13 protein-coding genes are annotated in these 13,774 nt (G+C 59.1%); 7 read left to right on the forward strand and 6 right to left on the reverse strand.

All coding sequences use genetic code 11. From position 1 onward, the window contains the following. Window positions 1–488 precede the first annotated feature (488 nt). Both DM813_RS00130 and DM813_RS00135 read right to left on the reverse strand, forming a co-directional pair. A complete protein-coding gene (locus DM813_RS00130) occupies window positions 489–1,982 on the reverse strand; it encodes a CoA-acylating methylmalonate-semialdehyde dehydrogenase (RefSeq protein ID WP_128321427.1) in 1,494 nt (497 codons plus the stop codon). 75 nt (window positions 1,983–2,057) lie between these two features. After that, window positions 2,058–3,404 (reverse strand): aspartate aminotransferase family protein, encoded by a 1,347-nt coding sequence (locus DM813_RS00135; RefSeq protein WP_128321428.1) that lies wholly within the window; start codon window positions 3,402–3,404, stop codon window positions 2,058–2,060. 117 nt (window positions 3,405–3,521) lie between these two features. Between DM813_RS00135 and DM813_RS00140 the strand changes: the two genes are divergently transcribed. The 4 genes from DM813_RS00140 to DM813_RS00155 all read left to right on the forward strand — a co-directional run bounded on the left by DM813_RS00140 (window position 3,522) and on the right by DM813_RS00155 (window position 6,776). After that, window positions 3,522–4,439 carry a LysR family transcriptional regulator gene (locus DM813_RS00140; RefSeq protein WP_128321429.1) on the forward strand — a complete coding sequence of 306 codons (918 nt, stop codon included), beginning with the start codon at window positions 3,522–3,524 and terminating at the stop codon, window positions 4,437–4,439. A 62-nt stretch (window positions 4,440–4,501) separates the two neighbouring features. Continuing rightward, window positions 4,502–5,158 carry a TetR/AcrR family transcriptional regulator gene (locus DM813_RS00145; RefSeq protein WP_128321430.1) on the forward strand — a complete coding sequence of 219 codons (657 nt, stop codon included), beginning with the start codon at window positions 4,502–4,504 and terminating at the stop codon, window positions 5,156–5,158. A 16-nt stretch (window positions 5,159–5,174) separates the two neighbouring features. After that, the gene (locus DM813_RS00150; RefSeq protein ID WP_128321431.1) at window positions 5,175–5,759 is read left to right on the forward strand and encodes an IMPACT family protein; all 585 of its coding nucleotides are present in this window, start codon (window positions 5,175–5,177) and stop codon (window positions 5,757–5,759) included. A gap of 336 nt (window positions 5,760–6,095) precedes the next feature. Then, window positions 6,096–6,776 carry an SDR family oxidoreductase gene (locus DM813_RS00155; protein WP_128321432.1) on the forward strand — a complete coding sequence of 227 codons (681 nt, stop codon included), beginning with the start codon at window positions 6,096–6,098 and terminating at the stop codon, window positions 6,774–6,776. Window positions 6,777–6,785: 9 nt separating this feature from the next. Here DM813_RS00155 and DM813_RS00160 read toward each other — a convergent pair whose 3' ends face one another. Continuing rightward, complete coding sequence (locus DM813_RS00160) at window positions 6,786–7,865, reverse strand: calcium:proton antiporter (protein ID WP_128321433.1); 1,080 nt, start codon at window positions 7,863–7,865, stop codon at window positions 6,786–6,788. Between the two features lie 147 nt (window positions 7,866–8,012). On the opposite strand from DM813_RS00160, the gene DM813_RS00165 reads away from it, so the two are divergent. After that, entirely contained in the window at window positions 8,013–8,966 is a 954-nt protein-coding gene (locus tag DM813_RS00165; protein ID WP_128321434.1) for an adenosine deaminase, read from the forward strand. Between the two features lie 69 nt (window positions 8,967–9,035). Here DM813_RS00165 and DM813_RS00170 read toward each other — a convergent pair whose 3' ends face one another. Together DM813_RS00170 and DM813_RS00175 are read right to left on the reverse strand one after the other, a co-directional pair. Further along, the gene (locus tag DM813_RS00170; RefSeq protein WP_128321435.1) at window positions 9,036–9,752 is read right to left on the reverse strand and encodes an ArsR/SmtB family transcription factor; all 717 of its coding nucleotides are present in this window, start codon (window positions 9,750–9,752) and stop codon (window positions 9,036–9,038) included. A 470-nt stretch (window positions 9,753–10,222) separates the two neighbouring features. Then, window positions 10,223–11,140, reverse strand: coding sequence for a LysR family transcriptional regulator (locus DM813_RS00175; protein WP_128321436.1), 918 nt, complete (start codon window positions 11,138–11,140; stop codon window positions 10,223–10,225). A 114-nt stretch (window positions 11,141–11,254) separates the two neighbouring features. Here DM813_RS00175 and DM813_RS00180 point away from each other — a divergent pair, with 114 nt between their 5' ends. Both DM813_RS00180 and DM813_RS28390 read left to right on the forward strand, forming a co-directional pair. Beyond that, on the forward strand, window positions 11,255–12,268 hold the full coding sequence (locus DM813_RS00180) for a zinc-binding alcohol dehydrogenase family protein (RefSeq protein ID WP_128321437.1): 1,014 nt from the start codon (window positions 11,255–11,257) through the stop codon (window positions 12,266–12,268). Window positions 12,269–12,403: 135 nt separating this feature from the next. Beyond that, entirely contained in the window at window positions 12,404–12,568 is a 165-nt protein-coding gene (locus tag DM813_RS28390) for a hypothetical protein (RefSeq protein ID WP_164897193.1), read from the forward strand. Here DM813_RS28390 and DM813_RS00185 read toward each other — a convergent pair. Further along, window positions 12,552–13,733: a multidrug effflux MFS transporter gene (locus DM813_RS00185; protein ID WP_128321438.1), complete on the reverse strand. Its 1,182-nt coding sequence runs from the start codon at window positions 13,731–13,733 to the stop codon at window positions 12,552–12,554. The two genes, DM813_RS28390 and DM813_RS00185, sit on opposite strands and share 17 nt — an antisense overlap. Between the last annotated feature and the right edge of the window lie 41 nt (window positions 13,734–13,774).

Raw genomic sequence — 13,774 nt, forward strand, 5'->3', positions numbered from 1 at the left:
ACTTGTGATGCTGATAATCTTTCTGACTATCAGTCTGAGTCACAAGCACCCACACGAATTGCTTGATTCGATTGTTAAAGAGCGGTGGTTGAAGCCTTTCGCTTCAACCGAGGCGCGCATTCTACGCCTTCCTCAGTGTCTGTCAAGCGTTTATTTTGAAGTTTTTCAGAATTTCTCTTTCAACTTCAACCGCTTAACTCGCTGCGATCTCTCGTCAGCGGGAGGCGAATTCTACAGCGTTTCAATCCGCTGTCAACCACCTTTTTCACCGCTGCCGATCTTTCGATCGAAGCCCCTCCGGTACTACCTGGAACATCTAACTCGTTGAATCTCAAGGAGTTTTCCGTTCCGACTACGCCGGAAGTGGGGCGAATTATAGAGAGATAAAACGGTGCGTCAAGGCTTAATTGCAATAAATCTGTCGCAAAGGTCAAAAACCCCAAAAACAAAGGGGGAGGCCTGTCGGCCTCCCCCTTTGTTCACCCGCCTTAAAGGCTAGGGAACGCGAACTGCGACGCTTCATGGCTGGCACGCTGCGGCCAACGCTGGGTAATCGCCTTGCGACGGGTGTAGAAACGCACACCGTCCGGGCCATAAGCATGGAGGTCGCCAAACAGTGAACGCTTCCAGCCACCGAAGCTGTGGTAAGCCACCGGCACAGGCAGCGGTACGTTGACGCCGACCATGCCCACTTCGATCTCGTCACAGAACAGGCGCGCTGCTTCACCGTCGCGGGTGAAGATGCAGGTGCCGTTGCCGTATTCGTGTTCGTTGATCAGGCGCATTGCCTCTTCCAGGCTGTTGACCCGAACCACGCACAGAACCGGCCCGAAGATTTCTTCTTTATAGATGCGCATCTCCGGGGTCACGCGGTCGAACAGCGTGCCACCTACAAAGTAACCATCTTCGTTACCGGCAACACGGAAGCCACGACCATCCACAACCAACTGCGCTCCGGCGGCAACGCCGTCGTCGATGTAGCCAACCACTTTGTCACGCGCTGCTGCTGTAACCAGCGGCCCCATGTCCAGGCCGCAGGACGTGCCGGCACCGATTTTCAGCGCCTTGATTTGCGGCTCCAGCTTGGCGATCAGTGCATCGGCTACCTGGTCACCAACGCAAACAGCCACGGAGATGGCCATGCAACGCTCGCCGCAAGATCCGTAGGCAGCGCCCATCAGAGCACTGACCGCGTTGTCCAGGTCGGCATCCGGCATCAGCACCGCGTGGTTCTTCGCACCACCCAGGGCCTGAACGCGCTTGCCGCGCTTGGTGCCTTCGCTATAGATGTACTCGGCAATCGGCGTCGAGCCCACAAACGACAGAGCCTTTACCTCTGGCGCCTCGATCAGCGCATCGACCGCCTCTTTGTCACCATGCACCACGTTCAGCACGCCATTAGGCAGACCGGCTTCGTGCAGCAGTTGGGCAATCAGCAGCGTCGAGCTTGGGTCACGCTCAGACGGTTTGAGAATGAAGCAGTTGCCACAGGCAATGGCCAGCGGGTACATCCACAGCGGTACCATGGCCGGGAAGTTGAACGGCGTGATACCGGCAACCACACCCAGCGGCTGGAAGTCGGACCAGGCATCAATGTTCGGGCCAACGTTGCGGCTGTACTCGCCCTTGAGCACTTCCGGGGCCGCGCAGGCGAACTCGACGTTCTCGATACCGCGCTTGAGCTCGCCAGCGGCGTCTTCAAGGGTCTTGCCGTGTTCTTCGCTGATCAGCTGCGAGATACGCGCTTCATTCTGTTCCAGCAGTTGTTTGAAGCGGAACATCACTTGAGCGCGCTTGGCCGGTGGCGTGTTGCGCCAGGCCGGGAACGCAGACTTGGCCGAGTCGATTGCCTGCTGGACGGTTTGCTTGCTGGCCAGCGCGACTTTGTGGATAGCCTGGCCAGTCGACGGGTTGAAAACATCCGCGGTGCGCTCATCAGCAGCAACCAGCTCGCCATGGATCAAATGTTGAACAGTGCTCATGCAGAACTCCAGAAAGGGGCTGTAGCTGGACGCGAGCGAACTCGCGTCCTCTTCTTATATAGAAAGGGGTAAGGATCAGGAGACCTGGTTGATCGCTTCGCCGACGGCGTCGAACAGACGATCCAGTTCCTGCGGCTGGCTGTTGAAGGTCGGGCCAAACTGCAGGGTGTCACCACCAAAGCGCACATAGAAGCCGGCTTGCCACAGTTTCATGGCGATCTCGTACGGACGCACGATGGCATCACCGTCACGAGCGGCAATCTGGATGGCACCCGCCAGGCCATAGTTACGGATGTCGATGACGTTCTTCGCACCCTTGACGCCGTGCAGCACTTTCTCGAAGTGCGGCGCCAGTTCGGCGGCGGCCTGCACCAGGTTTTCCTTCTCCAGCAGTTCCAGCGCGGCGAGACCTGCGGCGCAGGCAACCGGGTGAGCCGAGTAGGTGTAGCCGTGAGGGAACTCCACGGCGTATTCCGGCGTTGGCTGGTTCATGAAGGTCTGATAGATCTCGCTGCTGGCAATCACTGCACCCATCGGAATCGCGCCGTTGGTGACTTGTTTGGCGATGCACATCAGGTCCGGGGTCACACCGAAGGCTTCAGCACCGGTCATTGCCCCCATACGGCCGAAGCCGGTGATCACTTCGTCGAAGATCAACAGGATGTTGTGCTGGTCGCAGATTTCGCGCAGACGCTTCAGGTAGCCCTTGGGTGGCGGCAGTACACCGGCCGAACCGGCCAGCGGCTCGACGATCAGCGCGGCGATGTTCGAGGCGTCGTGCAGCTCGATCACTTTGAGCATTTCGTCAGCCAGGGCGATACCGCCCTCTTCCGGCATGCCCTTGGTGAACGCGTTGCTGGCCAGCAAGGTGTGCGGGATGTGGTCAACATCGAGCAGTTGGCCGAACAGTTTACGGTTGCCGTTGACGCCGCCGAGGCTGGTGCCGGCAATGTTCACACCGTGGTAGCCACGGGCACGGCCGATCATCTTGGTCTTGGTGGCCTGGCCTTTGAGGCGCCAGTAGGCACGGACCATCTTCAACGCGGTGTCACAGCACTCGGAACCGGAGTTGGTATAGAAGACGTGATTGAGATTGCCTGGGGTCAGGTCGGTGATCTTCTCGGCCAACTGGAACGACAGCGGGTGACCGAACTGGAACGCCGGCGAGTAGTCGAGCACGCCCAGCTGGCGCGATACCGCTTCCTGGATCTGCTTGCGGGTGTGCCCGGCGCCGCAGGTCCACAGGCCCGACAGCGAGTCGAATACCTTGCGGCCTTTGTCGTCGGTCAGGTAGCTGCCTTCGGCAGCGACGATCAACCGTGGATCGCGCTGAAAATTGCGGTTGGCGGTGTAGGGCATCCAGTGGGCGTCCAGCTTCAGCTGGCTGGCCAGACCGACAGGAGCGTTTTCAGGCAGATTCATCGGGCAAGTCCTCGCAAGGAAATTGAGCAGCGAAAGTGTTGTTGCGACTAAGTTGTCACGCGGATAAAGTCTGGAAAAGCCAACTTTTCTAATCTTCAGGTTGATGATCACTAAACTATGAGCCGCCGCCCTGATCCACTCGCTCAAGTCAGCGATTTCGATATTCGCCTGCTCAAGATCTACCGCAGCGTGGTGGAGTGCGGCGGTTTTTCCGCGGCAGAGAACGTGCTGGGTATCGGCCGCTCCGCGATCAGCCAGCAGATGAGCGACCTAGAGCAACGCCTGGGGCTGCGCCTTTGCCAACGCGGGCGCGCCGGCTTTTCCCTGACAGAGGAAGGCCGCGAGGTCTATCAGTCGGCGCTGCAACTGCTCAGCGCCCTGGAGAGTTTTCGCACCGAGGTCAACGGCCTGCACCAACACTTGCGCGGTGAGCTGAACATCGGCCTGACCGACAACCTGGTGACCTTGCCGCACATGCGGATCACCCATGCCCTGGCCCAGCTCAAAGACCGCGGCCCGGATGTGCGCATTCAGATTCGCATGATTGCCCCCAGCCAAGTTGAACAAGGGGTGCTCGACGGCAGCCTGCATGTCGGCGTGGTACCGCAGACCAGCCCGCTGTCGGGGTTGGAATATCAGCCGCTGTACAGCGAACGCTCGCTGCTTTATTGCGCCGTGGGCCACCCCCTGTTTTATGCCGATGACCGTCAGCTGGATGACGACCGGCTCAATACACAGGACGCCATTGCCCCGACATTCCGGCTGCCAGCCGATATCCAGGCGCACTATCAGGCGCTGAACTGCACCGCCAGCGCCTCGGACCGTGAAGGCATGGCATTCCTGATTCTCACCGGGCGCTACATCGGCTATCTGCCGGATCACTACGCCAGCTTCTGGGTGCAACAGGGGCGGTTGCGCGCACTCAAACCGACCCAGCGCTTCTACGACCTGAGCCTGTGCTGGGTAACGCGCAAAGGACGGCGTCCGCATCTGGTGCTGGAAAGCTTTCTGGAAAGCCTGGCGGCTACTCGCTGAGGGCTAATGCTGGTAGGTTAGCCCTTTGGAAGTGATACCCATTGCCTTGACTGGAACCGCCCATGTCCTTTGAAGTCCCTGCGCATCGTGTCACCGCCCCGGGCAAGCCCGCCGGGCGCATTCGTCAGAAGAACGAACAAGCCATCATCCAGGCGGCCGAAGATGAGTTCGCCCGACACGGTTTCAAGGGCACCAGCATGAACACGATTGCCCTCAAGGCCGGCTTGCCCAAAGCGAACCTGCACTACTACTTCACCAACAAGCTCAGCCTATATGTGGCGGTGCTTAGCAACATCCTCGAACTGTGGGACAGCACCTTCAACACCTTGAGCGTCGAGGACGATCCGGCAACCGCGCTGAGCACCTACATCCGCACCAAAATGGAATTCTCCCGGCGCAATCCTCAGGCCTCGCGAATCTTCGCCATGGAGATCATCAGCGGTGGTCAATGCCTGAGCGATTACTTCAGCCAGGATTACCGCGACTGGTTCAAAGGCCGGGCGGCGGTGTTTCAAGCCTGGATCGATGCCGGAAAAATGGACCCGGTCGACCCGGTTCACCTGATATTCCTGCTCTGGGGCAGTACTCAGCACTATGCCGACTTCGCCACCCAGATCTGCCAGGTCACCGGCCGCAGCCGCCTGACCAAGCAAGACATGGAAGATGCCAGCAACAATCTTATCCACATTATTCTCAAAGGCTGTGGCCTGAAACCCTGAGACCGAATCTGCGTTTATGCCTTTTACCCTGCTCGACACCTGCGAGTTTCGCGAAGAGATTCGCAAGAGCCGCTTTATTACCCTGGCGGCGCCGATCAACAGTGCCGCCGAGGCCATGAGCTTCATTGAACGGCACAGCGACCTGGCTGCCACCCACAACTGCTGGGCCTGGAAGCTGGGCGCGCAGTATCGCAGCAGTGACGATGGCGAACCCGGCGGCACGGCCGGCCGGCCCATCCTCGCCGCCATCGAAGCCCAGGACTGTGATCAGGTCGTGGTCCTGGTGATCCGTTGGTATGGCGGCATTCAACTGGGCACCGGCGGCCTGGCCCGGGCCTACGGCGGCGGCGCCAACAAGTGCTTGCAGCAAGCCGAGAAACGCTTGCTGGTGAGCCGCAGCGAAGTCAGTTGCAGTTGCAGCTTCAGCGAACTGGCTCTGCTCAAACTCCGCGTGAGCGAGGCCGATGGCCTGGTCTTGAACGAAACATTCACCGCCAATGGCGTCGACCTGCTGCTCGCGCTTGGCGAAGAGCAGATCGAACCGTTGCAGCGTTACCTGGCCGACCTTAGCCGCGGGCGGATCCTGCTCGAACGTCGCTGAACAATTGCCCACATTCACTGTGGGCCCGGCTGTGGATAAGCTCTGAGCATTCCCCTGCGCCCCTTGATTTACGTGGCTTTCACGCAAACGATCATATTTTGATCAAGATTTGATGACAGCCTCCCAACCGCCTAAAAATCAGTCAGTTATCCCCATTTATTGCCGCCTGGAAGAAGCCGATAGGCACTTATATCCACATGCTGTGATTGCTCACAGATACTGTGGAGCAAGCTGTGGATAAGCCGTGTAACCCTTCTTCAATGGCCTGTTCGGCCACGGTTTGACTAGACTGGTTATTCTTTGATCAACGACTCACCCCTAGAAAGGAGTTCCTTCATGCCTTCGAACAAAACCGCCCTGATCATCGGCGCTTCACGCGGCCTCGGGCTCGGTCTGGTGCAGCGTCTCAAGGAAGACGGGTGGGACGTCGACGCCACGGTCCGCAACCCAGAGAACGCCCCCGCATTGTCGGCAATTACTGGCGTCCGGGTGCATACCCTGGAGATGAACAGCACCGAGCAACTCGATGCACTGCAAAAAAAACTGCAAGGTCAGACTTTCGACCTGCTGTTCGTGAACGCCGGGATCATGGGCCCAGGCGACCAGAATGCCGAGCGCGCAAAACTGGCCGATGTCGGCGACCTGTTCATGACCAATGCCGTATCGCCCATCCGCGTCGCCCAGCGCTTCAACCCGCAACTGCGCAGCGATGGCGTGCTGGCCTTCATGAGCTCGATCCTCGGCAGCATTGCCATTCCCGACGGCAGCGAGATGTGCCTGTACAAAGCCAGCAAAGCGGCACTGAACTCGATGATCAACAGTTTTGTGACCCTGAATCAGCCCACGCAGACCGTACTGGCCATGCACCCGGGTTGGGTCAAGACCGACATGGGCGGCGAAAATGCCGAGATCGATGTGCTGACCAGCACCCGTGGCATGGTTGAACAGATAAATGCCAACACTGGCAAAGGCGGCCTGCACTTTATCAACTACAAGGGCGATAGCCTGATCTGGTGAGTCAATCAGTCAGAGCCCAAGCGTGGCCAGCAGGATAAAGGTGGCGAACAGCACAAAGTGAGTCATGCCCTCGATGGCGTTGGTTTCGCCATCGTTGAGGTTGATTGCACTGACAATCAGGGTGATGGAAATCATCACGGTCTGCACCGGCGTCATGGCCATCTGAAACGGCTGACCGGTGTAGAGCGCCATCGCCTCCATCAGCGGGACCGTCAGTATCACCGTGGACAGCGATGCGCCCATGGCAATATTGACTACCGACTGCATACGGTTGGCCAACGCTGCTCGCAAGGCGGTGAGAATCTCCGGCGCTGCCGAGATGGTAGCCACCACAATGGCCATCAACACCGGCGGTGCACCGCTGCCCTCCAGGCCATACTCCAGTGGATGAGACATGGTTTCCGCCAACACGCCGATGATCACCACGCCGGCCACCAGGATCACCATCGAACGCACTTTGCTGGTCGGTATCGGCGAAGGGTTCCGGCGTTTTTTCTGCGGATAGCTGTAGCTGAAGAAATAGCTGTGCGGCCCGACCTGCATACGCAGGAACAACGCGTACAGCAACAGCATGGCGGCAATGGTGAAGGCCGAATACAGCTTCCAGTCACCTCGGGGAATGAACTCGGGCACCACCATCGAGACCCCCATGGCAGTCATGATCATTACGCTGTAAGTACGTGCCGAATCATCGTTGTACGACTGTTCCCCATGCTTGAGACCGCCCATGAGGGCCGCCAGGCCAAGAATGCCGTTGATGTCGAGCATCACCGCCGAGTAGATGGTGTCACGCACAAGGGTGGGCGATGACTGGTTGCTCATCATGATCGCCAGCACCAGCACTTCGACCATCACCGCCGACAAGGTCAGGATCATCGTGCCGTAAGGATCGCCAACCTTCTCGGCCAGCACTTCTGCGTGCTGGGCAACGCGCATTGACGCGCAAATGATCGCCATCACCAGCACCAGCCCGCTCAGTAGCGCGACCGTGTGGCCATGCCCAAGCAACTGGCCTTGCAGCGGCCAGGCCAGCACTGCCAGCAACACAGCCAGCAGCAACGGCTTTTCCTGATTCAAAAGGGTGAGCATCGGCAACAGGGCTCAAGTGAAGGCAGGCAACATGACTGTAGCCACTGAAGCGGGATTGCGACATGTAGCGCCCGGTCAGCTTTCTCCTCCAGTACTGCACAACCCCTGTAGAATGCCGCCAACCGCACCTGATGAGAAACCGAGTTTATGTACGACTGGCTTAACGCGCTGCCCAAGGCAGAATTGCACCTGCACCTGGAAGGATCGCTGGAGCCCGAGCTGCTGTTCGCCCTGGCTGAACGCAACAAGATTGCCCTGCCGTGGAACGATGTCGAAGCCTTGCGCTCGGCCTATGCCTTCAACAACCTGCAGGAATTTCTCGACCTCTATTACCAGGGCGCCGATGTGCTGCGCACCGAGCAGGATTTCTACGACCTGACCTGGGCCTACCTGCTGCGCTGCAAAGCACAGAACGTGATTCACACCGAACCGTTCTTCGACCCGCAAACCCACACTGATCGGGGCATTGCCTTCGAAGTGGTACTCAACGGCATCAGCCGTGCACTCAAAGACGGTCAGCAGCAGCTGGGCATCACCAGTGGCCTGATCCTCAGTTTCCTGCGTCACTTGAGCGAAGAGGAAGCACACAAGACCCTCGATCAGGCCATGCCATTTCGCGATGCCTTTATCGCCGTCGGCCTGGACAGCTCGGAAATGGGTCACCCGCCCAGCAAGTTCCAGCGTGTCTTCGACCGTGCCCGTAGTGAAGGTTTCCTGACCGTGGCCCACGCTGGCGAAGAAGGTCCTCCCGAGTACATCTGGGAAGCCATCGACCTGCTCAAGATCCAGCGTATCGACCACGGCGTGCGTGCCATCGAAGACGAACGACTGATGCAGCGCATCATCGATGAGCAGATCCCCCTGACCGTTTGCCCGTTGTCCAATACCAAACTGTGCGTATTTGACCACATGAGCCAGCACAACATCCTCGACATGCTCGAGCGTGGCGTGAAAGTAACGGTCAACTCGGATGACCCGGCGTATTTCGGTGGCTATGTGACCGAAAACTTCCATGCGCTGCATACCCATCTGGGCATGACCCAGGACCAGGCTCAACGCCTGGCGCAAAACAGTCTGGATGCACGTCTGATCAAGCCATAACACCCCTCAGCCACATCGCGGGAACTGCTGCACAAGCCAGCAGATCCCGCGATGCCCGGCGAATGCCGCCTAGCTCACCGACTGCAACACCCTGGGTTGTGCCATCTGGTTGATCTGGCGGATACCGGTCGCACTGATTTGCAGCAGGCGCGAAGTCTCGTTTTCGCGAATCCACCCGGACTGCATGAACAGCTTCATCAAACCGCTGCCCAAAGCGCCGCCCAGGTGCGGACGATGATCGTTCCATTCGCTGCCGCACCGACAACTACTTAGGCCTTTGCATTGATAACGGGCAAACGCGTCGATAAAAATGCCGTGGCGAGCAAACTGCCGACGCCCTTCCGACGTCACTTCAGCCTGCTGCTCCACGCCCTCAAGCCAGCCGGCATCGTACAAACGCTGATAGAGATCAGCCGCCAATTCGCCGCCCAGGTGATCACCACACAACCGGGCCCGGCGCATGGACAAGGGCACTTCGACACACGCCTGGGCCGCCCCTTGATCCCGGCCGGTAACCTGAACACTGGCGAGCGCCTCCACGGCTGCGCCAACTTCAGGCCCGGCCAGCCTGAAGTATCGCTTTCGCCCTCGGGGCTCAAGTTTTAGCAAGCCGCTGGCGGACAGTTTTGCCAGGTGCGCACTGGCCGAAGATGGCGTCAGGCCGGTCATGACTGCCAGTTCATCAGAGGGCCGTGCCATGCCATCGATCAATGCCCAGAGCATCGCGCTACGTTTTGGGTCGGCAAGCAGGCTGGCAATCTGGCTAATACTTGTTACAGGTTTCATATCTCAACTCCCTGCGAGATCACATCTGATATCGATTGAATAACCATGTCAGCAGCATTTACTGCGAGGTTCCCGATGCCAGAGCGGTTGGAAGTTGTAATATTGGCTCAGCTATAACCCGTACTTAAAAAATAAAAGTCAGAGTGAGAGCAATACGTGCTGGCCGTTGGCATGGAAGTTCCTCACGCTGGAAACGACTGCTGGATCCATTATAAGCCGCCACGGGGAAACAATTTCCTTCGTCATCGGCACGCAAGGAGTAAATCCGTCCTGTTCTTGCAAACCAGAACAATAATCCATGCCGGATAATAGTTGACAAGTCCGGTAATGATTGTTGCAAAACCGCAGCCCACACCTCTTTATTACAACAACCAAATAGCTGGCCATAAAAAAAGTTGAAATTAAACCTACAAACAACGCACACAAAAGCTACAAACTTTTAAGCAAGCTCTGCAATAATACCGAGCACACTACAGGCTCACCTGTTTCAACTGTTCAAACAGGAGCTGACAACGCGCCCTGAGCAGATTACGCAGTAGCTGCACCGGCTTGCCTACTTGCGCCCGATGTGTGCAGATCAGGTTCAACGGTGCAGGTTCTCCCCGCAGGTGCCCCAACAGCACCTTCAAGCGCCCTGAACGCACATCAGAGGCCACATCCAGCCAGGATTTGTAGGCGATCCCGTGGCCAGCCAGTGCCCACCGGCGAACCACATCGGCATCATCACAAAAGCGGTCACCGCTCACGCTGACCCCCACGGCTCCCGCCCCCTGCCCAAACTGCCAATAATCGTGCACACGACTGCCCAACTGGTAGAGCAGGCAATTGTGCTGAGCCAGGTCGCCCAACGCCTTCGGTTCACCGTAGCACTCAAGATAGGCGGGCGACGCGCACAATACCCGTCGATTGTCCGGGCACAGGGGTAACGCCACCAGGCTTGAATCTTCCGGCGTGCCGTAGCGCAAGGCGATGTCCGCAGCCTGACGAAACAAGTCGGCATTGCGGTCGCCCAACAGCAAGCGCACGGACAGTTTCGGGTGGTCGCGCTGCAGTTCATCCAGCCAGGGCAACAGCACATTGCGACCGAAGTCAGAAGGCGCAGAAAGCTGCAAGACGCCACTGACTTCATCTTGCCCCCGCACCAGTTGGCGCCGCCCTTCCTCAAGGCTCGCCAGCGCGCTGCGCGCATGCTGCAAAAAAACCTCGCCTTCCGCCGTCAGGCGCAAGTTGCGGGTAGAACGGGCTAGCAAACGCGTACCGAGTTGCTGTTCAAGACGTTTAAGCGCGGCACTGGCCACCGCCGGAGAGAGATCGAGCAGGCGCGCCGCGGCTGACAGGCTACCCAGCTCGGCGGTGCGCACAAACAATTGCAGGTCATCGAATCGCATGGGGCGGCGCCATTATCAAAAAAATATTGAAAGTATCTCTTGTTCTAGCGACTTTTAACTAAAAGTAAAAGCGCCAATCATGGCGCCCTCACTCCTGTTCAAAGAACGACCCCCATGAAAGCCATTGCCTACTACCACTCGTTGCCCATCACCGATCCGGCCTCGCTGCAGGACATTGAACTGCCGACCCCGGCACCCGGCCCACGCGATCTGCTAGTGGAGGTGCGCGCCATCTCGGTCAACCCGGTCGATACCAAAGTGCGCAACAACGTGCAGCCCGAAGCCGGGGTGGCCAAAGTGCTGGGTTGGGATGTGGCGGGTGTGGTCAAGGCCGTGGGCAGCGACGTCAGCCTGTTCCAACCCGGCGACAAGGTTTACTACGCAGGCTCCATCGCCCGCGCCGGGGCAAACAGTGAACTGCATGTCGTCGACGAGCGCATCGTCGGCCATATGCCCAAGACCCTGAGTTTTGCCGAAGCGGCAGCCCTGCCGTTGACCGCCATCACCGCCTGGGAGCTTCTGTTCGAGCGCCTTCAGGTAGCTGAAGGCCAGGCTGATCTTGGCCAGCGCCTGTTGATCGTCGGCGCGGCGGGCGGTGTCGGCTCGATCCTGACCCAGCTGGCCCGTCAGTTGACCGGACTCACTGTGATCGGTACCGCTTCGCGTCCACAGACCCGTGAATGGGTCGAGCAGTTAGGCGCCAACCTGGTGGTCGATCACAGCCAGCCACTGGCTGAGGCACTGAAGGCGCAAGGCATCGATCACGTGACCCATGTGGCCAGCCTGACCCAGACAGACCAGCACCTGGCGCAACTGGTCGAGGCGCTGGCACCGCAAGGCAAGCTGGCATTGATCGATGACCCAAAACAGCTGGATGTCGGCCTGCTCAAGCGCAAGAGCCTGTCGCTGCATTGGGAGTTCATGTACACCCGCTCGCTGTTCGAGACTGCTGACATGATCGAGCAGCATCACCTGCTCAACCGGGTCGCCGAGCTGATCGATGCCGGCACCCTCAAAACTACCCTCGGCGAGCACTACGGCACCATCAATGCGGCCAACCTGCGCCGCGCCCACGCTTTACTGGAAAGCGGCGCAGCCAAAGGCAAGATCGTTCTCGAAGGCTTCTGAAACCTTCTGAAACAACACGCCCACCTCGATTTCGGGGTGGGCGTGACCGTCAGTCCGACAACTGACCCAGATCATTTCCCGGCCAGCAGGCAGCGCTACAATTCTTCAGCCAACGCTAACCGCAGGTGTGCAACGATGATCATTCAAGTCAGTGCATCAAGCCAGAAACCCGGCTGCCCGTGGCAAGTTCGACTGGACCAGCACGTGGTGAGCTTTCGCAGCGAAGCCGAAGCCCGGACCTTCGTCAATACCTTGCAGACCCGTCTACAGGCGCCCCATCCGCTCAAACAGCTCGGCTGAACTGCAAGCGCCGGGTGGCCATTGCTATCGCCACCGCCACCAGGCCACACACGCTGATGACCAAGGCCATCGGCACCGCCGTACCGTCGTGCAGCAGACTGACCATTGCCGCAGCCCCTGCGGCGACACTGAACTGCACACTGCCAAGCAATGCTGAAGCACTCCCGGCACGTGCTCCCTGCCCGTTCATGGCGCAGGCCGACGCGTTGGGGATGATGCACCCCAGGCTGGCAATACAGACGAACAGCGGAATGAGCAGAGGCCACAGCCGCACCGGTTGCAACGCGCTGACAGCCAGCAAAGCCAAGCCCGCCAACAGGTACACCCACACGGTACGCGCCAGCAAAAATGCCGGCCCGCGCTTGGCCAGCAGCCGGGCGTTAACCTGAGCGACCAGAATGAACCCCGCCGCGTTGCTGCCGAACAACCAGCCATAGTGCTCGGCAGGCACGCCATAGAGCTTGATAAACACAAACGGCGAGCCCGCGATGTAGGCGAACATGCCCGCCAGGGCGATGCCTCCGGTCAGGGCATGCCCGAGAAAAATGCGGTCCTTGAGCAAACTGCCGTATTGGCGCAGCGCACCCGAGAGCGGCTGACGCGGCTGAGTCGCCGGCAAGCTCTCGGGCAGCCCGAGCGTAACGGCCAGGCTGCACAAGGCGCTGAACAGGGTCAGGGCGATGAAGATCGACTGCCAGCCAAACGCATTGACCAGCACGCCGCCCAGCATCGGCGCCAGGATAGGCGCCAGGCCCATCACCAGCATCAGCTGGGAAAACACTTTGGCCGACGCCACCGCATCGCATTTGTCACTGACAATCGCCCGCGACAGCACCATGCCGGCACACCCGCCCAGCGCCTGGACAAAGCGCGCCAGGATCAGCGCGTCCAGGGTGGGGGCAAACGCACAGGCCAGCGAGGCCAGGGTAAACAGGCTGACGCCGATCAGCAGCGGAACCCGGCGACCAAAACGGTCAGCCATTGGGCCATAGACCAGTTGACCGATGGACAAACCGAGGAAGTACACCGCCAGGGTGGTCTGAATGTGTTTTTCGTCGGTAGCGAATGCCAGCGCCATGGCCGGGAAACCTGGCAGGTAGAAATCAATCGCCAGGGGGCCGAACGCACTCAAGGCGCCCAGAATCAAAATGGTTCGCAGGTTCATCGGAAATCCATAGCAGGCTAAGCAAGTCCGCTAGTCTAACC

This window comes from Pseudomonas alkylphenolica, assembly GCF_004025535.1.
In the GTDB taxonomy this organism is placed as follows: Bacteria; Pseudomonadota; Gammaproteobacteria; order Pseudomonadales; family Pseudomonadaceae; genus Aquipseudomonas; species Aquipseudomonas alkylphenolica_A.

Coding starts and splice junctions, on each gene's coding strand:
- DM813_RS00185 (WP_128321438.1), bottom strand. CDS start 13,733: ATGAACCTGCGAACCATTTTGATTCTGGGCGCCTTGAGTGCGTTCGGC.
- DM813_RS00170 (WP_128321435.1), bottom strand. CDS start 9,752: ATGAAACCTGTAACAAGTATTAGCCAGATTGCCAGCCTGCTTGCCGAC.
- DM813_RS00150 (WP_128321431.1), top strand. CDS start 5,175: ATGCCTTTTACCCTGCTCGACACCTGCGAGTTTCGCGAAGAGATTCGC.
- DM813_RS00135 (WP_128321428.1), bottom strand. CDS start 3,404: ATGAATCTGCCTGAAAACGCTCCTGTCGGTCTGGCCAGCCAGCTGAAG.
- DM813_RS28390 (WP_164897193.1), top strand. CDS start 12,404: ATGATCATTCAAGTCAGTGCATCAAGCCAGAAACCCGGCTGCCCGTGG.
- DM813_RS00165 (WP_128321434.1), top strand. CDS start 8,013: ATGTACGACTGGCTTAACGCGCTGCCCAAGGCAGAATTGCACCTGCAC.
- DM813_RS00155 (WP_128321432.1), top strand. CDS start 6,096: ATGCCTTCGAACAAAACCGCCCTGATCATCGGCGCTTCACGCGGCCTC.
- DM813_RS00140 (WP_128321429.1), top strand. CDS start 3,522: ATGAGCCGCCGCCCTGATCCACTCGCTCAAGTCAGCGATTTCGATATT.
- DM813_RS00175 (WP_128321436.1), bottom strand. CDS start 11,140: ATGCGATTCGATGACCTGCAATTGTTTGTGCGCACCGCCGAGCTGGGT.
- DM813_RS00130 (WP_128321427.1), bottom strand. CDS start 1,982: ATGAGCACTGTTCAACATTTGATCCATGGCGAGCTGGTTGCTGCTGAT.
- DM813_RS00160 (WP_128321433.1), bottom strand. CDS start 7,865: ATGCTCACCCTTTTGAATCAGGAAAAGCCGTTGCTGCTGGCTGTGTTG.
- DM813_RS00145 (WP_128321430.1), top strand. CDS start 4,502: ATGTCCTTTGAAGTCCCTGCGCATCGTGTCACCGCCCCGGGCAAGCCC.
- DM813_RS00180 (WP_128321437.1), top strand. CDS start 11,255: ATGAAAGCCATTGCCTACTACCACTCGTTGCCCATCACCGATCCGGCC.